The organism is Bradyrhizobium sp. SZCCT0231 (assembly GCF_018130245.1).
Classification (GTDB): Bacteria; Pseudomonadota; Alphaproteobacteria; order Rhizobiales; family Xanthobacteraceae; genus Bradyrhizobium; species Bradyrhizobium japonicum_F.
The window spans coordinates 1,385,513-1,407,587 of sequence record NZ_JAFCKP010000001.1 but is presented as its reverse complement, the minus strand read 5'-3'; the positions used below and the strand labels follow the sequence as shown (position 1 = coordinate 1,407,587).

Here is a 22,075-nt window from a genome sequence, read left to right as displayed (position 1 = left end):
CGCAGCAGCGTAAGAACGCTGCAGCGCGTCCGGGACACGAGGGGGAGTTAGGCCACCCTCTCTCGCGCCGCTTTTCGCCGGCAGGCCGGGCTGGTAGACTGGCGCCATTGCTTTGGGGATTTTTAATGCGCGCGAGAATTTTCAATCGCGTCGTGAAGCTGGCAGCACTGGTCGCCGCCACGCTCGCCGCCGCACAACCGGCATCGGCCGAGAAGCGCATCGCGCTCGTGGTCGGCAACTCCGCCTACAAGAACATCACGCCGCTGGACAACCCGTCGAAGGACGCGAGCCTGATGGCGGAGACGCTCGGCTCGCTCGGCTTCACGCTGGTCGGCGGCCGCGCACAGCTCGATCTCGACAAGAGCGCGATGGACATCGCGGTGCAGAGCTTTGGCCGGCAGGTGCAGGGCGCCGACGTTGCGCTGTTCTATTATGCCGGCCACGGCGTGCAGGTCTCGGGCTCCAACTATCTCGTGCCTGTCGGCGCCAATCCGACGCGCGAGGCCGATGTCGATTTCCAGATGACCGACGTCAATCTCGTGCTGCGCCAGATGCAGGGCTCCGGCACGCGGCTCAACCTCGTGATCCTCGATGCCTGTCGCAACAACCCGTTTGGCTCACGCGGCCTGCGCGCCTCCGACGGCGGCCTGGCACAGATGCGTGCGCCCGAGGGCACGCTGATCTCCTACGCGACCCAGCCCGGCAACGTCGCGCAAGATGGCAGCGACGGCCACAGCCCCTATACCAAGGCGCTCGCCACCACGATCCGGGTCGCCGGCCTCGACGTGTTTCAGACCTTCAACCAGGTCGGCCTTGCCGTGAAGCGCGCCACCGCAGGCGCGCAGCAGCCCTGGGTCTCGTCCTCGCCGATCGACGGCACGTTCTATTTCGTGCCGCCGACGCAAACCGCGCCGCCGCAGGTCGCGGCCGTGCAGCCCGATCCCCTGCCCGCCGAGCGCCTGCGCGCCGACCCCGACCGCGTCCCCTTGCGCGATGCCGCGCTGCTCAGCGAACTCAGCGAGCGGCTCTACGAGCTCAATTTCGATCCTGACACGCCCGATGGCCTGACGCGCGCCATCACGAAGCTCCAGCAGCGCATTGCCATGGCGCCGACGGGCGAAGCGACCGAAGGCCTGCTGCTGCGAATGCGCAAGATGGAGGATCTGAAGCCGTGGGGCTCGATCGTCTACGGGCCCGACGGCAGCAAATGGGGCATGTCGTGGAATCACGCCTCGCGGCGCGCGGCGGTGGCGGATGCGCGCGGCAATTGCGCCGGCACCAAATGTCCGATCGAGCTCTCGTTCTACGGCCGAAGCTGCGGCGCCTTCGCCATCTCCGACAAGTCCTGGTCGCTGGTGCAGCGCGACAGCGTGCAGCGCGCCAGGGACGCCGCGCTTGACGAATGCGGCAAGGCTGGCAAAGCTTGCCGCATTATCGGATCCGTCTGCGCCGACGGCTCCGGCCGCTGATACCTTTTCATTCGGATTTTTCCTCATGCCCAACGCCGTCACCCGTGCGACCGCCCTCGCCTTCCTCCTCAACCTCGCCTCGTCGCCCGCCTTCGCGCAATCCGGCAGCGCCGGCGGCTCGATCGGCAATGACGAGAAGTCGCTGTCGGGCTCGCGTTCGGACCGCTCGGCCGAACCGGCTCCGTCCGCACGCCGGAGCAAGCCCGTCGAGGAATCGCGCTCGTCGTCACGGCGAAGCGGTGGCGGAAGCTTCGACGGCGCCTGGATGGTCACCAGCATCGGCTGCGGCGGCTCGACCACCGGTGCGGTGGTCGTCACCTCCGGCCGCGTCATCGGCGAAGGCGTCAGCGGAACCGTCAGCCCGAGCGGCTCGGTCTCTACGCGCGGACAAGGCCAGGGCGTGACCTTCACCGGCGCGGGCCGCCTCTCCGGCCGCAGCGGGTCCGGGACCTGGCGTCGCTCCGACGGCTGCGGCGGAACCTGGACCTCGGCCAAGCAGTAAGGCGGAAAAAGCCCGACATCGCGGCGGAACGAACGCGCCGCAGGCCCGATTCAAGCCACATCCTCTCCGGATTTGCGGCTCATTGCCACCCAAGTCTTTGATGACAAAGGGGTGGTTAAGAGTTGCGTCATGCGTAACCGGGAGACCAGGATGGGCAACCGCGCCGCAAAGTTCATTTCGACCCTCGTCGCCAGCATCATTGCGGGCGCGCCATTGGCCGCGGTGTCGCAGAATGCGCCAACCGCATCGAGCACGGCCAACGCAGCCCCCGACTGCCTGGCAGCGCCGAAGGACGCCGCGCCGCAGGGCCAGCACTGGTACTATCGCCTCGATCGCACGACCAAGCGGAAATGCTGGTATCTGCGCGCCGCCGGCGACAAGGACAGCGCGAAGACCGCGCAGGCCGCGAGCGATACACCGACCGCAGATGCGCCGCCCCCGCAGCAGCACCCGGTGCAGGACGCGCGCGCCGAATATCTGACGCCGCGGAGCGGCGCCGCCCTCAAGACGCCGAACGCTCCGGCGCAAGCCGCCGCCGCGACACCGCTACAACAATCCGCGGACCAGCCCACTGACGGCAACGCGCAGCAACCCGCTGGCGCCGCGCCCTGGCCCGATGTCTCCGCAGCGTCCGCTCCACCCGCGCCGCCGCCGGCACCGGCCGTTGTCGCGGCAGCCGCACAGCCGAGCGCAAAGCCGTCAAAATCCCCGGCGCCCGTGGCGCCCGCTGCGGCAGACAACAGCACGACCGACAAGCCGACCGGCTCGCTCCAGATGCTGGTGCTCGTGATCGGCGGCGCGCTGGCGCTCGCCGGTCTCCTCGCCAGCCTCATCTACCGCTTCGCCGGCGCGCGCGTCCGACTTGAGTCCGCCGACCGTCACGGACATTGGGACGATTGGCAGGCACAGAACCAGGACGGAAGCCGTGCGCCCTGGCTCGCTTCAAAGCCGGCCGACGCCCGGCCGCCGCTGCACCCCATCGACTTCGACGCGGCGCGTCCGCAACCGACAAGACACGTGACGAAACTTGCCGCGATCGGCCGCGAGATCGAGCTGATCGACGCGCGCAGGCGGCGTGCCGCCGCCCCGGCCGCAGAACCGGTCGAGACCAGAAGCGACAAGGTCGAGATCAAGATGGTCGAGAAGAAATTCGAGCCCGTCGCCGCTGCGCCACAGCTCGCCGCCAGCGAGATCGGCAAGGATCGCGATGACGCGCCGGCAGGCCGTGACGCCGATGCCGATGCCGTCGACGTCGACGTCATCACGTCGATGCTGGAGCAGCTGGCGAAGGAAGGGCCGCGCCTGTCGCGGCCTAACCTTGAAGCTGACCTTGCAAACTTCGCACGAAGCCTACGAGGCCAATCCGCCGCTCGCGCTTGAGGCGTTCGGCCTTCAGGATCGACTGCACCTCGGCGAAGGCCTGGCCTACATCGTGGTTGATCACGATGTAGTCGTACTCGGCCCAGTGGCTCATCTCGTGGCTGGCGCGGCTCATCCGCTTGCGGATGACCTCGTCGGAGTCCTGCGCGCGCGAGTGCAGGCGCTTCTCGAGGTCCGCCGCCGAAGGCGGCAGGATGAAGACGCGAACCACGTCGACGCTCGCCTTCTGGTGCAGTTGCTGTGTGCCCTGCCAATCGATGTCGAACAGCACGTCCTGCCCGGCCGACAATGCCGCCTCCACCGGAGCACGCGGCGTCCCGTAGAGATTGTCAAACACGGTGGCCCATTCGAGCAGTTCGCCCTGCTCCACCATCGTCTCGAATCTGCCTTTGCTCACGAAGAAATAGTCGCGCCCCTCGACCTCTCCCGGCCGCATCGCACGCGTGGTCGCCGACACCGACATCTTCAGGCCGGGCTCCCGCTCCAGCAACATCCGCGACAGCGTCGTCTTGCCCGCACCCGAGGGCGAAGACAGCACGAACATCAATCCGCGCCGCTCGACACCGTCAGCTCCGTGACCGCCCGTCGTCATCGATCACTCCAGATTCTGGACCTGCTCGCGGAACTGCTCGACCACGTTCTTCATGGCCAGCCCCGTGTTGGTCAGCTCGATGTCGTTCGACTTCGAGCAGCAGGTGTTGACCTCGCGGTGAAACTCCTGCGCCAGGAAGTCGAGCTTGCGCCCGATCGGGCCGCCCTTGCCGATCAGCTCGCGCGCCTGCGCGATATGCGAGGCGATGCGGTCGAGCTCCTCGCGGATGTCGGCCTTGGTCGCGATCAGGATCGCCTCCTGCATCAGGCGGTCGGAATCGAAACGATCGGAGGTGTCGAGCAGGGTTGCGATCTGCTCAGAGAGCCTGGCCTTGATCGCCTCCGGCTTGCGGCCGGGCGAGCCTTCCGCCTTCTTCGCCAGCTGCTCGATCTCATCGACGCGCTGGGTCAGGATCTGCCCGAGCGAAGTGCCCTCGCGCTTGCGCATCGCGACGAGTTCGTTGAGCGCCTTGTCGAAGGCCTCGGCCGCAGCGGCCCGCGCCGCCTTGTCCTCCTCCTCGTCGCCCTCGGGCTCGGCGATCTCGACGACGCCCTTGATGGCAAGCAGGCCGTCGATGCTCGGCGCCACCGCGTCGACCTTGCCGGAAATCAGCGCGGCGGCCTTCAGCACGGCGTTGAGCACGTCCTCGTTGACGCGCACCGTGGCGGCGGCATTGGTGCGCTTGACATTGAGATTGGCGTAGACGGTGCCGCGCGAGAGCAGCTCGCCGGCGCGCTTCTTGGCATGAGCCTCGAGCTCGTCAAACCCCTGCGGCAGCCGCACCCTGAGGTCAAAGCCCTTGGCGTTGACCGATTTCAATTCCCATTCGAACGTGTACGGCCCGCTCGCGCCGTGGCTTCGGGCAAAGCCGGTCATGGACGACAGCGCCATCAGGTCAGATTCTCCAGGAACAAAAGGATTCGCGAGGCATCAAGCCACGCGAATCTTAAGACTATTTTGCCGGAAAGTGGAATCCGCAATGTCCGCAGGCAAGGTCCGCGACGCCTAGCGCTGGACCACCGGTGGCGAGGACTGCACCGCGCCCTGCCGGGCCGGCGCGGGATTGGCTGGACCAGCCGGGCGCGCCGCCGGCGGCTTCTTCTGCTGATTGGGCCGCGCCGGCGTGGTCGCAGTCGGTGTGTCGGCAGGTCCGGGCGCGGCGGCGGCCGGCGGCTGCGCGTCCTCGGCCGGCTCGACCGTGTCGTTCTGGATCTGCTTCTCCATCGCGCGGAGTTTCGCGACGTTCTTCTGGTGCGCGTCGTAGGTCTCGGTGAAGGCGTGCCCGCCGGTGCCGTCCGCGACGAAATAGAGGTCGCGGGTGCGGGCCGGGTTGGCGGCGGCCTCGAGCGAGGCGCGGCCCGGATTGGAGATCGGGCCCGGCGGCAGGCCCTCGATCACATAGGTGTTGTACGGCGAGGGCTGCGTGATCTCGCTGCGCTTGATCGGCCGGCCCAGCGTGCCCTTGCCGCCGACGAGCCCGTAGATGATCGTGGGATCGGACTGCAGCTTGATCCTCTGCTTCAGGCGGTTGACGAACACCGCGGCGACGCGGCTGCGCTCATCGGGCTTACCGGTTTCCTTCTCGATGATGGACGCCAGCGTGACCAGCTGCTCCGGCGTCCTGACCGGAATGTCCTGGCTGCGGCGTTCCCAGATCTCGGCCAGCACGCGCTTGTGCGCCTGCTGCATGCGCTGGATCACCTGCTCGCGCGTGGTGCCGCGTGGGAATTTGTAGGTCTCCGGCAACAGCGTGCCTTCGCGCGGCAGCTCGCGCACGCTGCCGGTGAAGATGTCGTTGTCGGACAGCCGCGCCACGATCTGCTCGGAGGTCAGGCCTTCCGGAATCGTGACGGCATGCTGCACCACCTTGCCCTCGACGATGGTGGCGATGACGTCGCGCAGCGAGGCGTTCTTCTGGAAGGAATATTCACCCGGCTTGAGGTCCGAACTCGCCTTCAACGCGGCGACGCTGGCGATGAACACCCAGGGATTGACGTCGGTCACGCCCTCCCGGTTCAGCGTCTCGGCGATGTCGCGCTTGCCCGCACGCTGCGGGATGTTGACGATCTTGTCGTCCTTCAGCGGTCCGGGCGCCTCGAGCACCTGCCGGCCGTAATAGTAGACGCCGCCGGCGCCGAGCATGGCGATCAGCAGAAGGGTGATGATGGCGTTGCCGACGATCACGATGGGACTGCGGGCGCGGTCCGACCGCTTGGGCGGCGGCGGGAGCTGCTCGGGCTCGAGCGCGGCCCGCGGACTCCGGGGTGAAATGGGCGGCCTTTCACTCATCGAAACAACCTGAATCCTGCCGGTTCAATCACGGCCCGGCAATCGCTTGCCCTGCCAAAATGCACGCGCCCACGTCCATGACTATCGCCGATTACGGCAAAACGGTGGATTCGTCTCAAACGCAAACTAACTGGCCAAACGCCGGACGATCACCGACGCATTGGTACCGCCAAAACCAAAAGAGTTCGACAATGCGACGTTGACCTCACGCTTCTTTGCCTTGTGCGGCACGAGATCGATCGCAGTCTCGACCGACGGATTGTCGAGATTGATCGTCGGCGGCACGACATTATCGCGAATCGCGAGAATGGCGAAGATCGCTTCGATCGCACCGGCCGCGCCGAGGAGATGGCCGGTCGACGATTTGGTCGAGGACATCGCAACCTTGGAGGCGGCATTGCCGAGCAGACGCTCGACCGCACCGAGCTCGATCTCGTCGCCGAGCGGCGTCGAGGTGCCGTGCGCGTTGATGTAGTCGAGATCGGACGGCGTCAGGCCGGCGCGCTTCAGCGCCGCCGACATGCTGCGGAAACCGCCATTGCCGTCGGGCGACGGCGAGGTGATGTGGTAGGCGTCGCCGGAGAGGCCATAGCCGATCACCTCGGCGTAGATCCTGGCACCGCGGCGCCTGGCGTGATCGAGTTCTTCCAGCACGAGGACGCCGGCGCCCTCTCCCATCACGAAGCCGTCGCGGTCCTTGTCATAGGGACGCGAGGCCTTCTCGGGCGTGTCGTTGAAACCGGTCGAGAGCGCACGCGCGGCGTTGAATCCGGCAATGCCGATACGGCTGATCGGCGACTCGGCGCCGCCTGCGACCATCACGTCGGCATCGCCGAGCGCGATCAGGCGGGCGGCATCGCCGACCGCATGCGCGCCGGTCGAGCAGGCCGTGACCACCGCATGGTTCGGACCCTTCAGCCCGTGCGCGATCGAGACGTAGCCGGAGGCGAGATTGATCAGGCGGCCCGGAATGAAGAACGGCGACACCCGGCGCGGCCCGCGCTCCTTCAGGAGGATCGCGGTGTCGGCGATGCCGGTGAGGCCGCCGATGCCCGACCCGATCATGGTGCCGGTCGCACACTTGTCCTCTTCAGTCTCGGGATGCCAGTTGGCGTCGTCGAGCGCCTGGCCGGCCGCGGCCATGCCGAAGATGATGAAGTCGTCGACCTTGCGCTGGTCCTTCGGCTCCATCCACTTGTCGGGATTGAAGCTGTCGTTCGACCCGTCGCCGCGCACGACCGTGCAGGCGTATTTGGTCTGAAGATCGGAGACATCGAAGCTCTCGATCCTGCGCGCACCGCTCTCGCCGTTGAGGATGCGTTTCCAGGTCGGCTCGACGCCACAGCCGAGTGGCGTGACCATGCCGAGACCCGTGACGACAACCCGCCTCATATCCGAAAACTCCGCATCGAAAGATTCACGGCCAATAACAAGAAACCGGCTGACCGCTGCGAAGCGGCCCGTCCGGTTTCAATGTTGTCCCCGCGAAAATGAAGAGCTTAGCTCTTCGCGTTCTTCTCGAGAAACTTCGTGGCGTCGCCGACGGTGAGAATCGTTTCCGCAGCGTCGTCCGGAATCTCGCAACCGAATTCCTCTTCGAACGCCATCACCAGCTCGACGGTGTCCAGACTGTCGGCGCCGAGGTCGTCGATGAAGCTCGCGTTGTCGACAACCTTCTCGGGTTCAACACCAAGGTGTTCGACCACGATCTTCTTAACCCGCTCGCCAATGTCACTCATTGCTTAACCTCGTGTTGTTCCCTGTAGACCCGACCCCCCGGGACGATACGAGCCGTCGTGGTCGTTTGACTGCCTTCGCTTACGAACTTGATTTGGCCCATCCTAACCGATGCAGGCCCGGCGAACGACGGCCAAAGGCTCCGCATCGCCAATATACAGGGTTTCAAAAACCTGCAATGGCGTTCTTTGCCCATCCGTTGAAGGTCCGGTTATCATACTTCAATTGCCTTGACTACAAGCCTCATTTCGCTCCGGAAACGGCCGTTTGCCGCATGCCGCGCCGCCTTGACGGCAGTGCGGCAGGAGGCGTCAGATCATGGCCATGCCGCCGTTGACGTGGATGGTCTGCCCGGTGACGTAGGATGCTTCGTTCGAACTCAGGTAGACGGCGGCCGCTGCGATGTCCTCGGGCGTCCCCAGGCGGGCGGCCGGAACCTTGGTTAGAATCGTTTCACGCTGCTTGTCGTTGAGCGCATCCGTCATCGGCGTCTTGATGAAGCCGGGCGCGATGCAGTTCGCGGTGACGCCACGCTTGGCGTATTCGGCGCCGAGCGTCTTGATCATGCCGATCAGGCCTGCCTTCGACGCAGTATAATTGCCCTGCCCCGGATTGCCGGTGACACCGACCACCGAGGTGATGGCGATGATGCGGCCGAAGCGCTTGCGCATCATCAGCTTGGTCGCGGCGCGCGCCAGGCGGAAGGTCGCGGTCAGATTGACGTTGATGACCTCGTCCCAGTCCTCGTCACGGAGCTGCACGAAGAGATTGTCGCGCGTGATGCCGGCATTGGCGACGAGGATGTCGACCTGGCCCATCGCGGCTTCCGCGGCGGGCACCAGCGCCTCGACCTCGTCGGCCTTGGAGAGATTGCAGGGCAGCACATGGGCGCGCTCGCCGAGCTTGCCGGCAAGCTCGTCCAGCACCTCCTTCCGCGTCCCCGATATCGCGACGGTGGCGCCCTGCGCGTGCAGCGCCTGCGCGATCGCGCCGCCGATGCCTCCGGTCGCGCCGGTGACGAGCGCCTTTCGGCCAGTCAGATCGAACATTGATGACTCCTTTAGGCCTGCTTCGCAGTGGCCAATGCATCCTTGGCGGCGGCAATATCGTTCGGACCGCCGACCGCGACGCCGACGGCACCGTCGGCAATGCGCTTGACCAGACCCGTCAGCACCTTGCCGGCGCCGATCTCGAAGAAGCGGGTGACGCCCTGCCCGGCCATATAAGCCACCGACTCGCGCCAGCGCACCGTGCCGGTGACCTGCTCGACCAGGCGGCGGCGAATCTCGTCGGGATCGGTGATGGCGCTCGCCAGCACGTTCGACACCAGCGGCGCCGCCGGCGCCTTGATCGTGACCTTCGCGAGCGCCTCCGCCATGGCATCCGCAGCCGGCTGCATCAGCTTGCAATGGAACGGCGCGGACACCGGCAGCAGCATCGCGCGCTTGGCGCCCTTGGCCTTGGCAATCTCGACGGCGCGATCGACCGCGGCCTTGTCGCCTGAGACGACCACCTGCCCGCCGCCATTGTCGTTGGCGGCCTGGCAGACCTGGCCCTGCGCCGCCTCGCCCGCGACCTCCATGGCGGCCTCATAGTCGAGACCGAGCAGCGCAGCCATCGCGCCGGCGCCGACCGGGACGGCCTTTTGCATTGCGAGACCGCGCGTGCGAAGCAGGCGGGCGGTATCCGAAACCGTCAGGCTGCCGGCCGCGGCCAGCGCCGAATATTCACCGAGCGAGTGGCCGGCAACGAAGGCCGCGTCTCGTCCCACGGAAAAACCAGCCTCAGCCTCGAGCACGCGCAGGGTGGCGATAGACACCGCCATCAGCGCCGGCTGGGCGTTCTCGGTGAGCTGAAGGGTTTCGGCCGGACCTTCCCAGATGATGGCCGTCAGCTTCTCGGAAAGCGCGGCATCGACCTCGTCGAACACGGCGCGCGCCACCGGAAAGGCGTCAGCCAGGGCCTTGCCCATGCCGACCGCCTGGGACCCCTGCCCCGGAAATGTGAATGCAGCCGTCATCGGCGCTCCCTGCTTGTCAGGCATGATCCCTCTCAAGAACCGGCAGCCGATTACGCACGGCCTCGGGCCATGGTTCCGGATCATGCTCCAGAGGGGGCCGTAGACACCGTCCGGGGCCGTACTGTCAAGCCGAGACGGGAACTTGGACCAGCATTCAACGGGGAATGCGCCCCTCAGAACCCGCCGGCCGTCTGGTTGGCATCGACGTCCGCCCCGGCCCGCGCACGGCGCGCACTGTTGACAAGTTGCCCCGGCCGGTCCTCGCGGTTCGGCTTTGCCGTCGCCAGCCGCAGCACCGCCGCGTAATTCGGCTGGACTTCCATGCGGCCGGCGTACCGGCTGGCGCTCAGCAGGCGATGCACCTTCGGCAGATTGTAGCAAGGCACGTAGAACAAGAGATGATGCTCGAGGTGATAGTTCACGTAGTACGGCGCGATGAACAGGCGCTCGAGAAAATTGGCATGCGTGGTGCGGGTGTTGCGCAAGGGGTCGCTGCTATCGGGAACGACGGCGTGCTCGGCGATGTTGCGGATGCGGGTGATGACCATCATCCAGGTCAGCAGCGGCACCAGCCAGAGCAGCGGATAGGCCCACCACACGCCGGCCGCGGCGAGCGCCACAAACATGATCACATTGACCACACATTGCGGACCGAGCTTCTCCCAGAAATGCGCCGCGCGCTGCCGCCATGACCAGTCCTTTGGCCCGAGCGCGTTGAGCAGCTGCGCCTTGCGCTGCTGGTAGCCGGTCTGCCCGGTGATGTCGCGAATGAACTTGCGGCGGTAACTCAGCCTGGTGATCGGAAACGGCGCCGACAGCACGAGATCGGGATCGTCCTCCTGCTGGGTCCGCGCATGGTGCTGCAGGTGATAGCGCCGGTAGCTGCGCGTCTCCGCGAACAGTGGATAGGCGCAGAACCACTGGCTCAGCGCCAGATTGGTTTTCTCGTCGGCGGCCAGGCAGCCATGGGCACCGTCGTGCATCAGGATCGCTAGCCCGAGCTGGCGCGAGCCGACGATGGCGACGGCGAAGATATAGGTGATCGGATTGGGCCACCACGCGACCAAGGCGATTGCTGCAATGATCAGCGCCCAGGCGTGCGCGATCAGCGCAGCGCCCTTCCACGTCACGCGCTGGCGCACGTCGGCCAATTGATCATTGGTCAGGAAATCGCGGGCACGCATGCGAAGCGCAGTCATGGCCTACCCCTCTCCATTCGAATTGCCTGATGCCTCGCGCGCCTCGACGAGACGCAAGCGCCCGGTGTCTTCAGTGGATTTCGCCTGCTCGCCCAGCACGCGCAGCATCTCGGCGCAGAGCTCCTCGGGCGAGCGGCCCATCGCGTAGCCTTCGAGGATGACGCCGATGGCGACGGCCCAGAAGCGCCGCGAGCTTTCGTCGGGCGCACGCAGCGAGCGCCAGCCGTGCCGCTCGACCTGGCCCGCATAAGCGCGCGCACCCTCGCTGTGCAGGCGCTCGATGGTGCGCTCGACCAGCGGCGCGAGATCCTGGCGACGCCGCGTCAATGTCAGCGCTTCGGCGAAGAAGGCGACCGAATCGCTCGCCGTCACGGTCTCGGCCAGTGCGTGGGTGTATTCCCGGGGCGTGCGCGCCTTGAGCGCCGCCTGCTCGGTGGCGCGCGCCAAGTATAAGAGATCGCGGCAGGCGCATTCGACGAACAGCGCCTCCTTGGTGCGGAAGTAATAGGTGATCTGGCTCGGGAACGCGTCCGCGGCGGCCGCGATCTCGGCGATCGCCGTGCCAGACAGACCCCGCTCCCGAAACAGCGGGCTCGCAGCATCCAGGAGCAGCGACCGCATCTTGCGGCCGGCCGAGCGCGTGGCGCGCGCCGCATGCTTGGGGTCGCCCGCCTCGAGCGGCGCATCGGCCGACGTTTCCGCCATGGGATCCTCTTCGTTGGTTTATTTGTATGTCATACAAACAAATAGATCAAGCTGGATGTGGTATGGGAGGATGGGTCTGGCCCCCGCTGGGACGACCGGGTTCGAGCCGAAAACGCCCGTCCAACCTTGCAAAGCCGGTCAAAATCCGTATAAGGCGCGCATCCGCAGACCCCGGCCGGGAGCTGAACGGACGGTCTCAGCAAATCATTCGTGATTTTGGTGTGGCAGGGCCAGTCGGCCCGTCGTCCCGTGTTTCCGCCTTCTGAGCTTGATCCCAGAGTCCTTTCCGAAGGTCTCTTAAGGGTTTGACGCCGGGCGATGCGCCAACATGAGGAAAGGACGTCCATGCCTCTTTACGAGCATGTTTTTCTCGCGCGTCAGGACGCGAGCCCGCAGCAGGTCGAAGAGCTGACTGCACAGATGACCGGTATCGTCGAAGGTCTCGGCGGCAAGATCACCAAGACCGAGAATTGGGGCGTGCGCTCCCTCACCTACCGCATGAACAAGAACCGCAAGGCGCACTTCGTGCTGCTCAACATCGACGCGCCGTCCGCGGCGATCGCCGAGATCGAGCGCCAGGAGCGCATCAGCGAGGACGTGATCCGCTATCTCAGCGTCCGCGTCGAGGAGCTCGAGGAAGGCCCGTCCGCGATGATGCGCAAGGCCGACCGCGACCGCGAGCGTGACGACCGCGGCGGTGGCTTCCGCGGCGAGCGTGAAGGCGGCTTCCGTGGCGACCGCGAGGGCGGTTTCCGCGGCGATCGCGGTCCGCGCCGTCCGCGCGATGAAGCTGAAACCACGGATGGGGAGTAAGACCAATGGCTGAAGCTGGTGCACGTCGCCCGTTTTTCCGTCGTCGCAAGAGCTGCCCGTTCACGGGCACCAATGCTCCGAAGATCGACTACAAGGACTCCAAGCTCCTGATGCGTTACGTCTCCGAGCGCGGCAAGATCGTGCCGAGCCGCATCACCGCGGTGTCCGCGAAGAAGCAGCGTGAGCTCGCCCGCGCCATCAAGCGCGCGCGCTTCCTGGGCCTGTTGCCCTACGTTATTCGCTGATACGACCAGTTCGATCGGCGGCCGCTGGGCCGCCGGTCGTCACTATCTGAACTCATAAGGCTTCCGGATCGTCCGGTCGCCGATGGTTGGGGCAAACGACGCCTCTAACCGCTCGAAGGGAGCGGGACAGCTGATGATGGCATTTGTGCTCATTGCCCTGATCGCCGGCGCCGCGTCGGCCCTGATGTTCGCCTCGATCATCTCGGGCGCGCTGATCTCGCTCGTCCTGTTCTATCTCGCACCGCTGCCGCTGATGGTCGCCGCGATCGGCTGGGGACCGCTTTGCGCAAGCCTCGGCGGCATTGCCGCCGCGATCGGCCTCGGCGCCCTGTTCGGCCTGCCCTACTGCATCGCCTTTGCCGTCACCGTCGCGTTGCCGGCCTGGTGGCTCGGCCATCTCGTCCTGCTCGGCCGGCAGGTCGGAGCTGTCGCGCCGGATGCCACCGCCGCCGAACCGCCGGCCGAGCCCGAGTTCGAGTGGTATCCGGTCGGCCGCATCCTGCTCTGGATCGCAGGCTTCGCCACGCTGACCACGATCGCCGCTCTGCTCACGCTCGGCACCGACGCCGAAACCATCACCGGCACGCTGCGGCGCGGCCTGATGCGCCTCCTCCGCGCCACCGACCCGCAGACCTCGGGCGAAGCCGCTCAGTTCGTCGACGCGCTGGTGCGCATCGCGCCAGCCGCCGCCACCATCATCGCGATGATGACGCTGACTCTCAACCTCTGGCTCAGCGCCAAGGTGACCGCGACGTCGGGTCGGCTGCGCCGTCCCTGGCCGGATCTGAAGACGGCCGAGCTGCCGCCGATGACGCTGGTGGCGCTCTGCATCGCCCTCGCCTTCTGCTTCACCGGCGGGCTGCTCGCCATCGCCGCGCAAATCGCCACCGCCGCACTGATGATTGGCTATGCGCTGACCGGTTTCGCCGTGCTGCATACGCTCACGCTCGCGCTGAAGAGCCGCACGTTCTGGCTCGGCTCGACCTACGCCGTCGTCGTCGTGTTCGGATGGCCCGTGATCGCGATGGTGATCCTCGGCCTTGCGGATGCCGTGTTCGGCTTCCGCGAGCGCTTCCTGCGCAGCCGGCAGCCGCCACCGCTGCCAACCCCTTAAGTCACCCGAAACTGAAACCTACAGAGCACTTCAAAAGGAGAACGAATATGGAAGTCATTTTGCTGGAACGCGTCAACAAGCTCGGCCAGATGGGCGAAGTCGTGAAGGTTCGCGACGGCTACGCGCGCAATTTCCTGCTCAAGCGCGGCAAGGCGCTGCGCGCCACCGCCGACAACCGGGCCAAGTATGACGGCATGAAGGCCGATCTCGAGGCGCGCAACCTCGCCTCGAAGGCCGAGGCGTCCAAGGTCGCCGAGAAGATCGAAGGCAAGAACATCATCGTGATCCGTCAGGCGTCGGAAGCCGGCCAGCTGTTCGGCTCGGTCAACGTGCGTGACATCGTGATCGCGTTCGAAGCCGACGGCGTTTCGCTCGCCCGTCCGCAGATCCAGCTGGACGCGCCGATCAAGACCATCGGCAAGCACTCGATCACCGTTGCCGTTCATCCCGAGGTCGAGATCGAGATCACCGTCACGGTTGCCCGCAGCCAGGACGAGGCCGAGCGCATCAACCGCGGCGAGGACATCTCGACCCGCAACGAGGATCGCGATGCGGCCGCCGAGGCGATCGCAGCCGCCGGCGAGTTCTTCGATCCGGAAGCCCAGCACGACGAGGTCGCACCGGCCCCGGCTGCAGAAGAGAAGTAAGCCACACGCCGTCATTCCGGGGCGGTCCGCAGGACCGAACCTGGAATCTCAAGGTTCCGGGTCTGGCGCTTGCGCGCCATCCCGGAATGACGAACACAATCAGAAGCCCGGTCGCCTCAGGCGGCCGGGCTTTTCGTTTTGGCGGCGACGTCCTCGCTCAGCATCGCGATCGAGGCGAGCGCGGTGGCCGTATGCTTCTCGACGCCATCGCTGATGCAGAACACATCGGCCGCGACCACGGAGACCTGACGGCCCGGCTTGATCACCCTGGCACGGCAGATCAGCTTCTCGCCGACCGCGGGCGACAACAGATTGAGCTTGTATTCCGCGGTCAGCGCCGGCTGGCCGCGCGAGGTGGCGGCTGCGATCGTCGTGGCATTGTCGACCAGAAAGGCAGTCACGCCGCCATGAAAGAAGCCGTGCTGCTGTAAGAGCTCCGGCCGGCGCTCCACGGCGATGGTGCAGGTGCCGCGCGACAATTCGGACAGCTCGGCGCCGACCAGGTTCATAAAACCCTGCCGGCCGACATTGGTGTGGATGCGCTCGGCAATCGGCGCGAATTCCGGATCAGCTTCGGCTCGCATGCAGTCCTCTCCTTATTGCTTGTTGATGCGGTCGCATGGCCTCAGCGCACGGTTGGCGCAGGCGATCAGCGTGTCGGCCTCAATCCGCGGATCGGCGCGATCACGCCCCGACAGGAAGGCGCGGCAGAAGATCTGCGCCGGACCGATCAGCTGGCTGACGAACATCGCGGGCGTCATCGGCAGGAGCTCGCCGCTTGCAACCAGCGGCGCGCGCCAGCGCTCGATGCCTTCGGCAAGCCGCGCATTCTGTGCGCGCTGGGCGGCGCGCACGTCCTCACCCCATTCACCGCGCGAGATCTCGAAGAGGTAGCGCGCCTCGCGCCGGCTGGTGACGACCCAGCCGAGATGCGCCCGGATCAGACAATCGATGCCTTGCTCCGCGTCGGGGACGGGATCGAGCGCGGCCAGCACCGCGGCGTGATAGTGGCGCAAGACCTCCAGAAACAGCGCACCGGCGAGCTCCTTCTTCGAGCCGAAGACGTGAAAGAAGCTGCCATTGGAGGCGCGCGCCCGGGTGCGGATCGCGGCCACCGTCGCGGCTTCGAAGCCGACGCGGTCGAACACCATCAGCCCGGCTGCCAACAGATCGTCTCGCACACTCGTGGCCATCGACGCCCCCTAGAGAGATACTCTAGAGTGTTACTCTAGTCCTGGTCAATACGACGCGGAGGCCGCGATGAAGGCGGCCTCCGCATGTCGGTCCAAAGAACGTGGCGGGCTTAGCGCGAGATCGGCGGTGCCGGCGGCCCGGATGACCCGGCTGGTGCCGCGGGCGGGGCTGCAGCCGCGGCCGCGGGGGATGCCGGCTCCTGCCGCAGCTTGGCCGCCGGCTCGGAGCTGGCCGCAGACGCGGCCGGCTTGGAAGCAGCCTCCTCCGCCGGCTTGGGCGCCGCCGGCTCGGCGGGCTTCGCGGCGGCAGGTACAGGCGGCGTCACCTGCGGGACGGGGTCGGGTCGCAATGCCGGGGCCTCGCCGCCGCGCGGCTCGACCTTCGCGCTATCAGGCCTGGTCTCGACGGGCTTCTCGGATGCCTTGCCGCTATCGGGCTCGGCCTTGGCGGTGTCAGGCTTGGCAGTGTCAGGCTTGGCGGTGTCAGGCTTCGGCTCGCTCTTCTTCTCCTCGGTAGCCGGGGCGGCGGCATCGACCTTCGGGGCTTCCTCAGTCCCGGGTTTAGCGCGCCGCTTGCCTTTGCGTGCCTCGGGCGCGGCCTGTCCCTCCGGCTTCGCGCCGTCCTCGGCGGGCCGCGCAGCACGCTTCTGGCGCGCGCCCTCGGCGGCCGGAATGGCGCCCTCGCCCTCAGGCTTGGCGCCGTCCTTCTTGCCGTCCTTGGCCTGATAGCGGGTGTCGGTGGCACCATTCGAGACCAGGTAGGAGGCGAGGACGCCCGCCATGTCCGAGCTCGTGGTATAGTGCTGGCGCAGGAACCCCGGCAGCGAGCCCGGCGCCACGGATTTCAAAAGTCCGCGCGGGCTCTTGTGGCAGGCATTGCAGGTCTGCGCGAAGAGCTGGGACGGGGTCTTGCCGGCCTCGAGGTTCGTCGCCTGCGCCAGAACGGAATCGGCCGAACCGAAGCCGATCAGAAGCAATACCGTCGCGAGGCTGAGCGCTCGGCTCGACATTCCCAATATCTCCGTTGAATTTACGCGAATGCCGCCGGCATCCGGCGCGGCGGCGGTCACCTTTTAACCGATTGGGCCGCGAATGGAAGCAGGCTCCATGCGCAAGGATGTGATTAAGCGATTTTCGAATATCGGCTTTGAATACAGTGCAATAGCGCAGCCGGAACCGGCTCGCTAGATTTGGATGCAAACGCATAGGAACCGCTGCGGCGCCTGGGCGTCAGATCTGAAGGCCGGGTTAGTCGCATCTTTCGGGTTCGCTCGAGAGGAAGTGCCGATGGACCGCTTGTTGCGCAGATTCCTGTCTCAATTCATCCGCCGCGGGTCGATGACGGTGACCAGCGCGAGTGGATCGAAGTTCACCGTCGGCGACGGCTCCGGCGGGCCGGTCGCGGTGCGCTTCGTCACCGCGGAGGCGGAGCGGAAGATCCTCATCAATCCCGAGCTGGGGCTTGGCGAGGCCTATATGGACGGCGAGTTCCTGGTCGAGCACGGCACCATAGCCGATGCCCTCGCGATCCTGCTCGATCAACCCGACCTGTTGCCGCAATGGGCAAAGCCGTGGTGGCACCTGCGCTACCTGACCCGGCACCTGAAGCAGTTCAATCCCCGCACCCGCTCCCGCCACAACGTCGCTCATCACTACGATCTCGACGGCCGACTCTATTCGCTCTTTCTCGATGCCGACAAGCAATATAGCTGCGCCTATTTCGAAACGCCCGAGATGCCGCTGGACGACGCTCAGCTTGCCAAGAAACGGCACATTGCGGCGAAGCTTCTCATCAAGGACGGCCAGCGGGTGCTCGACATCGGCTCCGGCTGGGGCGGCCTCGGGCTCTATCTCGCCGAGGTCGCGGGCGCCGATGTCACCGGCGTCACGCTGTCGACCGAGCAGCTGCAGGTCGCCAATGCGCGCGCGGCCGAAAAGGGCCTGACGGCCTCGGCCAGATTCCTGCTCGAGGATTACCGCGACATTGACGGTAAGTTCGACCGTATCGTCTCGGTCGGCATGTTCGAGCATGTCGGCGCCCGCTTCTACGACGCCTATTTCCAGCGCTGCGCCGAACTGCTGAGCGAGGACGGCGTCATGCTGCTGCATTCGATCGGCCGTTCGCAGGGCCCGGATTCGACCAATCCCTGGATCGCCAAATACATCTTCCCCGGCGGCTACATCCCCGCCCTCTCGGAGGTGCTGCCGGCGATCGAGCGCGCCGGCCTCCTGGTCTGCGACATCGAGATTCTGCGCCTGCACTACGCCGAGACGCTGAAGGCCTGGCGGGAGCGCTTCATGGCGCGGCGCGAGGAGGCCGTGCAGCTCTACGACGAGCGCTTCGCCATGATGTGGGAATTCTATCTGGCGGCCTGCGAGATGACGTTCCGCAAGCAGGCCATGATGAACTTCCAGATCCAGCTCACCCATCGCCAGGGCGTGGTGCCGATGATCCGCGACTACGTCCCGCAGGAGGAAGCCCGGCTGCGGGCTCGCGAAGGGGCGACCAAGCCCAGGCTCAAGCTGGCGGGTGAATAGGTCCAGATCTTAGTGACGCGGGGTCGAAGTCCGAAAGGTCGGGACAGAGGCCGGTAACGCCAGTTGCGCCCGCAATTCCAGCAGGATCTCGGGTGCGACCGGCTGGCGACGCACGTCAGGCCGCTCAGCGTGCTTCATGGCCGCGATCAACCCGGACAGCCAAAGCCGGCTGCCCGCCTCGCTGCGCCAGTTCTGGTGCTGCCGTTCTGGCCGCATCGCTCGCCTCGTGTCCCTGTTGGCGGGAAATGGGACAATCTCCCGCCCGCCTGCCTGTTCCGGCATTACCCCCGAAAGAATCCGGGGAGATGTGATCTGCTTCACATAAGTCGGGTCGGGCCTGGCTTAGACCGTCGCCATGAGCAAAGAGACCCGAACCTCATTCGACGTGCAGGACGACCTCCGCACCGATTACGCCTTGATCGCCACCGGCGTCGGGGCGGCCTTGGTTGCGCTGGTCTACCTCCTGCTGGTCTGAAGCCGAGCCGAAGCCGGCCAGCGTGCGTCAATTTCGCGCGCTTCTCGATAGGTCTGCGCACCAGTCGAGGGGGTTCATGGGTTTCCGGATTTTTCCATGGCGCGGCCGCTTCCAGCGCGCACCGGTTCCGCGAAAATCCGTCAAGCGCGGGGCGCGGCGCGCCTGCCAATCATCCACCATTTTAACTGAGCGGTTGATAGCGGCCAGCTTTCGCTTCCGCTTTGGCCTGAGGCGGCGCTTTATCCCGGCCCCGCATCCGCCCAACAAAATTGCTAAGCACGTCCGACCATGGCCCTGACTGATTCGAACGTCCTCAAACTCGCACCCGAGCCCGGCACTCCCGCCTACCGGAGCGCGCCGCACAATATCGAAGCGGAACAGAGCCTTCTGGGCGCGATCCTGGTCAACAACGATGCGTTCTACCGTGTCTCCGACTTCCTCGAGCCGAAGCATTATTTCGAGCCGCTGCACCAGACCATCTACGAGACCGCCGGCAGCCTGATCCGGATGGGCAAGATCGCCACGCCCGTGACGCTGAAGACGTTCCTGCCCGCCGATACCGATGTCGGCGGCATGACCATCGGGCAGTATCTGGCGCGGCTCGCGGCCGAAGCGACCACCATCATCAACGCCCAGGACTACGGCCGCACCATCTATGACCTAGCGCTGCGTCGCGACCTCATCGGCATCGGCGAGGACATGGTCAATGTCGCCTATGACGCCCCGGTCGATTTCGCGCCGCGGGCGCAGATCGAGGACGCCGAGCGCCGCCTCTACGAACTCGCCGAATCCGGCCGCTATGACGGCGGCTTCCAGAAATTCTCGCAGGCGCTGGCGGTCGCGGTCGATCTCGCTGCAAAGGCGTTCCAGCGCGACGGCAAGCTGTCCGGCATCTCGACGGGCATGCGCGACCTCGACACCAAGATGGGCGGCCTGCAGCACTCCGACCTCATCATCGTCGCGGGACGCCCCGGCATGGGCAAGACGTCGCTGGCGACCAACATCGCCTACAACGTCGCGCAAGCCTATGTTCCGGAACTCCAGGCCGACGGCACCACGAAGGCCGCCAATGGCGGCGTCATCGGCTTCTTCTCCTGCGAAATGTCGGCCGACCAGCTCGCCACGCGTATCGTGGCCGAGCGCACCGGCGTTCCCTCCTCCCACATCCGCCGCGGCGGCATCTCGGAAGCCGATTTCGAGAAGATCCGGGAGGTCTCGATCGAGCTGCAATCGCTGCCTTTCTATGTCGACGCGACCGGCGGCCTCTCGATCGCGCAGCTGATGGCGCGCGCGCGCCGGCTGAAGCGACAGAAGGGCCTCGACCTGCTCGTGATCGACTACATCCAGCTGCTCTCGGGCTCGGGCAAGCGCGCCAGCGACAGCCGCGTGCAGGAAATCACGGAGATCACGACCAGCCTGAAGGCGCTGGCGAAGGAACTCAACGTTCCCGTGATCGCGCTGTCGCAGCTTTCACGACAGGTCGAATCCCGCGACGACAAGCGGCCGCAGCTCTCCGACCTTCGTGAATCCGGCTCGATCGAGCAGGACGCCGACGTCGTGCTGTTCGTGTATCGCGAGGAATATTACCTCGCCATGAAGGAGCCGCGCCCGGGCACGCCTGAACACGAGAAGTGGCAGCTTGACATGAGTCTTGCGCACGGAAAGGCCGAGGTCATCATCGGCAAGCAGCGTCACGGCCCGACAGGCACCGTTGACTTGGCCTTCGAAGCCTCGGTCACGCGGTTTGGCGACCTCGCCCCTGACAGCCAGCTCCCGGCTCGCAGCGGCAACGATTATTGAGTTCCTTGAACCAGACCTGCCTCTTGCGTAAAACGACGCCATGACAATGGCGTCCGCCCCGAAAACGATCCCGCAATCCAGTCCTCTCTCCGCGGAGGCCAATCAGGCTTCCGCGCTCGCTGCTTATGGCGGCGTGCTCACCGTCGATCTCGACGCGATCGTCGCCAACTGGCGCAAGCTCGAGAAGACGGCGGTGCCGGCCGAATGCTCGGCGGTGATCAAGGCCGACGCCTATGGCTGCGGCGCCGAGCAGGTCGCGCGCGCACTGAGCAAGGCCGGCTGCAAGACCTTCTTCGTCGCCACCATCGAGGAAGCGCGCAGGGTGCGCGCAGCCGTTCCGGAGCCCACGATCTACGTGCTCGGCGGCTATTTCCAGAACACCGGCGAGCACTACGCCAGGATCAACTGCCGGCCCGTGATCGGCGATCTCAACGAGCTCGCCGAATGGGACGTGTTCTGCCGCCGCACCGGTTGGACCGGGGGCGCGGCTGTTCACATCGACACCGGCATGAACCGGCTCGGCCTGACGTTATCGGATGCGCAGGCCATCATCCCCCGCATCAATGCTGGCGATCACGGCATCACGCTGGTGATGAGCCATCTGGTCTCGGCCGAGCAGCTCAACAGCCCGGTCAATGCAAGACAGCTCGCGGCCTTCCGCAGCATTGCCAGTGAATTCTCAGGCGTGCCGGCGGCCCTCGCCAATTCCTCCGGCATCTTCCTCGGCGCGCCCTTCCAGTTCGACCTCGTGCGGCCGGGAGCTGCGCTCTACGGCGTCAACCCGACGCCGGAGGCCGACAATCCCATGCAGCAGGTGGTCGACCTCAAGGCGCGCATCGTGCAGATCCGCACCATCGAGCGCGGCGAGACCGTCGGCTATGGCGGCACCTGGACCGCGCGGCGGCCGACCAAGCTTGCGATCATCGCGGTCGGCTATGCCGACGGCTATTTCCGCGCCGCGAGCTCAAATGACGGCACCCGCGGCGCCGAGGTCATCGTGGCCGGCAAGCGCTGCCCCGTCGCTGGCCGCATCTCGATGGACCTGATCGCGATCGACATCACCGATCTGCCGCCGAACGCGGCGCGGCGCGGCCACATGGTGACGCTGCTCGGCGAGGGCATCACCGTCGACGAGCTCGCGCACCATTTCGGCACGATCGGATATGAAGTGCTGACCAGCCTCGGCCACCGCTATGCCCGCGTCTACAAGGGTGGCAATGTGGAGGAGCCGCTGGTCAAGCCGGCCGCCGAACAACCTCCTTCGCCGCCACGAGTCGAGCAGCCGGCGAGCCCGCCGCCGCTGCCGAGCTAGTCCCGATAGAAACTCTCGTGCCCCGGACGCAGTGCGCCGCGCTTC

General features: G+C 66.1%; 22 protein-coding genes. 10 read left to right on the top strand and 12 right to left on the bottom strand.

Annotation, left to right across the window (positions count from 1 at the left end; translation table 11 throughout):
* Nucleotides 1–125: 125 nt before the first annotated feature.
* The 3 genes from JQ566_RS06400 to JQ566_RS06390 all read left to right on the top strand — a co-directional run bounded on the left by JQ566_RS06400 (nt 126) and on the right by JQ566_RS06390 (nt 3,351).
* Nucleotides 126–1,469, top strand: coding sequence for a caspase family protein (locus JQ566_RS06400; protein ID WP_212371073.1), 1,344 nt, complete (start codon nt 126–128; stop codon nt 1,467–1,469).
* Between the two features lie 25 nt (nt 1,470–1,494).
* Complete coding sequence (locus tag JQ566_RS06395) at nt 1,495–1,971, top strand: hypothetical protein (protein WP_212371071.1); 477 nt, start codon at nt 1,495–1,497, stop codon at nt 1,969–1,971.
* Nucleotides 1,972–2,100: 129 nt separating this feature from the next.
* Nucleotides 2,101–3,351, top strand: a complete 1,251-nt coding sequence (locus JQ566_RS06390; protein WP_249139208.1) for a hypothetical protein — start codon at nt 2,101–2,103, stop codon at nt 3,349–3,351.
* Here the strand turns inward: JQ566_RS06390 and gmk are convergent.
* The 9 genes from gmk to JQ566_RS06345 form a co-directional block, all read right to left on the bottom strand.
* Nucleotides 3,284–3,943, bottom strand: coding sequence for a guanylate kinase (gmk, locus tag JQ566_RS06385; RefSeq protein ID WP_100234218.1), 660 nt, complete (start codon nt 3,941–3,943; stop codon nt 3,284–3,286). The two genes, JQ566_RS06390 and gmk, sit on opposite strands and share 68 nt — an antisense overlap.
* A 3-nt stretch (nt 3,944–3,946) precedes the next feature.
* Nucleotides 3,947–4,834, bottom strand: coding sequence for a YicC/YloC family endoribonuclease (locus JQ566_RS06380; protein WP_212371069.1), 888 nt, complete (start codon nt 4,832–4,834; stop codon nt 3,947–3,949).
* A gap of 114 nt (nt 4,835–4,948) precedes the next feature.
* Nucleotides 4,949–6,232 (bottom strand): endolytic transglycosylase MltG, encoded by a 1,284-nt coding sequence (mltG, locus tag JQ566_RS06375; protein ID WP_212371067.1) that lies wholly within the window; start codon nt 6,230–6,232, stop codon nt 4,949–4,951.
* Nucleotides 6,233–6,358: 126 nt separating this feature from the next.
* Nucleotides 6,359–7,624, bottom strand: coding sequence for a beta-ketoacyl-ACP synthase II (fabF, locus tag JQ566_RS06370; RefSeq protein WP_212371065.1), 1,266 nt, complete (start codon nt 7,622–7,624; stop codon nt 6,359–6,361).
* Between the two features lie 107 nt (nt 7,625–7,731).
* Entirely contained in the window at nt 7,732–7,971 is a 240-nt protein-coding gene (locus JQ566_RS06365) for an acyl carrier protein (protein WP_008551805.1), read from the bottom strand.
* Nucleotides 7,972–8,280: 309 nt separating this feature from the next.
* Nucleotides 8,281–9,018 (bottom strand): 3-oxoacyl-[acyl-carrier-protein] reductase, encoded by a 738-nt coding sequence (gene fabG, locus JQ566_RS06360; protein ID WP_027574176.1) that lies wholly within the window; start codon nt 9,016–9,018, stop codon nt 8,281–8,283.
* An 11-nt stretch (nt 9,019–9,029) separates the two neighbouring features.
* The gene (gene fabD / locus JQ566_RS06355) at nt 9,030–9,989 is read right to left on the bottom strand and encodes an ACP S-malonyltransferase (RefSeq protein WP_212371514.1); all 960 of its coding nucleotides are present in this window, start codon (nt 9,987–9,989) and stop codon (nt 9,030–9,032) included.
* Nucleotides 9,990–10,162: 173 nt separating this feature from the next.
* Nucleotides 10,163–11,188, bottom strand: coding sequence for a fatty acid desaturase family protein (locus JQ566_RS06350; protein WP_212371063.1), 1,026 nt, complete (start codon nt 11,186–11,188; stop codon nt 10,163–10,165).
* A gap of 3 nt (nt 11,189–11,191) precedes the next feature.
* Nucleotides 11,192–11,893 (bottom strand): TetR/AcrR family transcriptional regulator C-terminal domain-containing protein, encoded by a 702-nt coding sequence (locus JQ566_RS06345; RefSeq protein WP_212371061.1) that lies wholly within the window; start codon nt 11,891–11,893, stop codon nt 11,192–11,194.
* Between the two features lie 345 nt (nt 11,894–12,238).
* On the opposite strand from JQ566_RS06345, the gene rpsF reads away from it, so the two are divergent.
* The 4 genes from rpsF (at nt 12,239) to rplI (ending at nt 14,712) form a co-directional block, all read left to right on the top strand.
* Nucleotides 12,239–12,706, top strand: coding sequence for a 30S ribosomal protein S6 (gene rpsF / locus JQ566_RS06340; RefSeq protein ID WP_025035823.1), 468 nt, complete (start codon nt 12,239–12,241; stop codon nt 12,704–12,706).
* Between the two features lie 5 nt (nt 12,707–12,711).
* Complete coding sequence (gene rpsR / locus JQ566_RS06335; RefSeq protein WP_212371059.1) at nt 12,712–12,951, top strand: 30S ribosomal protein S18; 240 nt, start codon at nt 12,712–12,714, stop codon at nt 12,949–12,951.
* 133 nt (nt 12,952–13,084) lie between these two features.
* Nucleotides 13,085–14,065 carry a DUF2232 domain-containing protein gene (locus JQ566_RS06330; protein ID WP_212371057.1) on the top strand — a complete coding sequence of 327 codons (981 nt, stop codon included), beginning with the start codon at nt 13,085–13,087 and terminating at the stop codon, nt 14,063–14,065.
* A gap of 47 nt (nt 14,066–14,112) precedes the next feature.
* Entirely contained in the window at nt 14,113–14,712 is a 600-nt protein-coding gene (gene rplI / locus JQ566_RS06325) for a 50S ribosomal protein L9 (RefSeq protein ID WP_212371055.1), read from the top strand.
* Between the two features lie 116 nt (nt 14,713–14,828).
* On the opposite strand, the gene JQ566_RS06320 is transcribed toward rplI, so the two are convergent.
* The 3 genes from JQ566_RS06320 to JQ566_RS06310 all read right to left on the bottom strand — a co-directional run bounded on the left by JQ566_RS06320 (nt 14,829) and on the right by JQ566_RS06310 (nt 16,915).
* Entirely contained in the window at nt 14,829–15,296 is a 468-nt protein-coding gene (locus JQ566_RS06320) for a PaaI family thioesterase (RefSeq protein ID WP_212371052.1), read from the bottom strand.
* A gap of 12 nt (nt 15,297–15,308) precedes the next feature.
* Entirely contained in the window at nt 15,309–15,905 is a 597-nt protein-coding gene (locus JQ566_RS06315) for a TetR/AcrR family transcriptional regulator (RefSeq protein ID WP_212371050.1), read from the bottom strand.
* Nucleotides 15,906–16,015: 110 nt separating this feature from the next.
* Entirely contained in the window at nt 16,016–16,915 is a 900-nt protein-coding gene (locus JQ566_RS06310; protein WP_212371049.1) for a hypothetical protein, read from the bottom strand.
* Nucleotides 16,916–17,192: 277 nt separating this feature from the next.
* Here JQ566_RS06310 and JQ566_RS06305 point away from each other — a divergent pair, with 277 nt between their 5' ends.
* From JQ566_RS06305 to alr, 3 genes are all read left to right on the top strand, one after another.
* Nucleotides 17,193–18,443 carry a cyclopropane fatty acid synthase gene (locus JQ566_RS06305; RefSeq protein WP_212371048.1) on the top strand — a complete coding sequence of 417 codons (1,251 nt, stop codon included), beginning with the start codon at nt 17,193–17,195 and terminating at the stop codon, nt 18,441–18,443.
* A gap of 763 nt (nt 18,444–19,206) precedes the next feature.
* Nucleotides 19,207–20,718 carry a replicative DNA helicase gene (locus tag JQ566_RS06300; protein ID WP_212371047.1) on the top strand — a complete coding sequence of 504 codons (1,512 nt, stop codon included), beginning with the start codon at nt 19,207–19,209 and terminating at the stop codon, nt 20,716–20,718.
* 46 nt (nt 20,719–20,764) lie between these two features.
* On the top strand, nt 20,765–22,030 hold the full coding sequence (gene alr, locus JQ566_RS06295; RefSeq protein ID WP_212371513.1) for an alanine racemase: 1,266 nt from the start codon (nt 20,765–20,767) through the stop codon (nt 22,028–22,030).
* Nucleotides 22,031–22,075 lie beyond the last annotated feature (45 nt).

Excerpts from the sequence above, each read along its gene's own strand:
- JQ566_RS06310 (WP_212371049.1), bottom strand. The coding sequence starts at position 16,915 with ATGTCGAGCCGAGCGCTCAGCCTCGCGACGGTATTGCTTCTGATCGGC.
- JQ566_RS06400 (WP_212371073.1), top strand. The coding sequence starts at position 126 with ATGCGCGCGAGAATTTTCAATCGCGTCGTGAAGCTGGCAGCACTGGTC.
- rplI (WP_212371055.1), top strand. The coding sequence starts at position 14,113 with ATGGAAGTCATTTTGCTGGAACGCGTCAACAAGCTCGGCCAGATGGGC.
- fabD (WP_212371514.1), bottom strand. The coding sequence starts at position 9,989 with ATGACGGCTGCATTCACATTTCCGGGGCAGGGGTCCCAGGCGGTCGGC.
- fabF (WP_212371065.1), bottom strand. The coding sequence starts at position 7,624 with ATGAGGCGGGTTGTCGTCACGGGTCTCGGCATGGTCACGCCACTCGGC.
- JQ566_RS06315 (WP_212371050.1), bottom strand. The coding sequence starts at position 15,905 with ATGGCCACGAGTGTGCGAGACGATCTGTTGGCAGCCGGGCTGATGGTG.
- rpsR (WP_212371059.1), top strand. The coding sequence starts at position 12,712 with ATGGCTGAAGCTGGTGCACGTCGCCCGTTTTTCCGTCGTCGCAAGAGC.
- fabG (WP_027574176.1), bottom strand. The coding sequence starts at position 9,018 with ATGTTCGATCTGACTGGCCGAAAGGCGCTCGTCACCGGCGCGACCGGA.
- JQ566_RS06365 (WP_008551805.1), bottom strand. The coding sequence starts at position 7,971 with ATGAGTGACATTGGCGAGCGGGTTAAGAAGATCGTGGTCGAACACCTT.
- JQ566_RS06395 (WP_212371071.1), top strand. The coding sequence starts at position 1,495 with ATGCCCAACGCCGTCACCCGTGCGACCGCCCTCGCCTTCCTCCTCAAC.
- mltG (WP_212371067.1), bottom strand. The coding sequence starts at position 6,232 with ATGAGTGAAAGGCCGCCCATTTCACCCCGGAGTCCGCGGGCCGCGCTC.
- JQ566_RS06330 (WP_212371057.1), top strand. The coding sequence starts at position 13,085 with ATGATGGCATTTGTGCTCATTGCCCTGATCGCCGGCGCCGCGTCGGCC.
- rpsF (WP_025035823.1), top strand. The coding sequence starts at position 12,239 with ATGCCTCTTTACGAGCATGTTTTTCTCGCGCGTCAGGACGCGAGCCCG.
- JQ566_RS06320 (WP_212371052.1), bottom strand. The coding sequence starts at position 15,296 with ATGCGAGCCGAAGCTGATCCGGAATTCGCGCCGATTGCCGAGCGCATC.
- JQ566_RS06300 (WP_212371047.1), top strand. The coding sequence starts at position 19,207 with ATGGCCCTGACTGATTCGAACGTCCTCAAACTCGCACCCGAGCCCGGC.
- JQ566_RS06380 (WP_212371069.1), bottom strand. The coding sequence starts at position 4,834 with ATGGCGCTGTCGTCCATGACCGGCTTTGCCCGAAGCCACGGCGCGAGC.
- JQ566_RS06345 (WP_212371061.1), bottom strand. The coding sequence starts at position 11,893 with ATGGCGGAAACGTCGGCCGATGCGCCGCTCGAGGCGGGCGACCCCAAG.
- gmk (WP_100234218.1), bottom strand. The coding sequence starts at position 3,943 with ATGACGACGGGCGGTCACGGAGCTGACGGTGTCGAGCGGCGCGGATTG.
- JQ566_RS06390 (WP_249139208.1), top strand. The coding sequence starts at position 2,101 with ATGCGTAACCGGGAGACCAGGATGGGCAACCGCGCCGCAAAGTTCATT.
- alr (WP_212371513.1), top strand. The coding sequence starts at position 20,765 with ATGGCGTCCGCCCCGAAAACGATCCCGCAATCCAGTCCTCTCTCCGCG.
- JQ566_RS06305 (WP_212371048.1), top strand. The coding sequence starts at position 17,193 with ATGGACCGCTTGTTGCGCAGATTCCTGTCTCAATTCATCCGCCGCGGG.
- JQ566_RS06350 (WP_212371063.1), bottom strand. The coding sequence starts at position 11,188 with ATGACTGCGCTTCGCATGCGTGCCCGCGATTTCCTGACCAATGATCAA.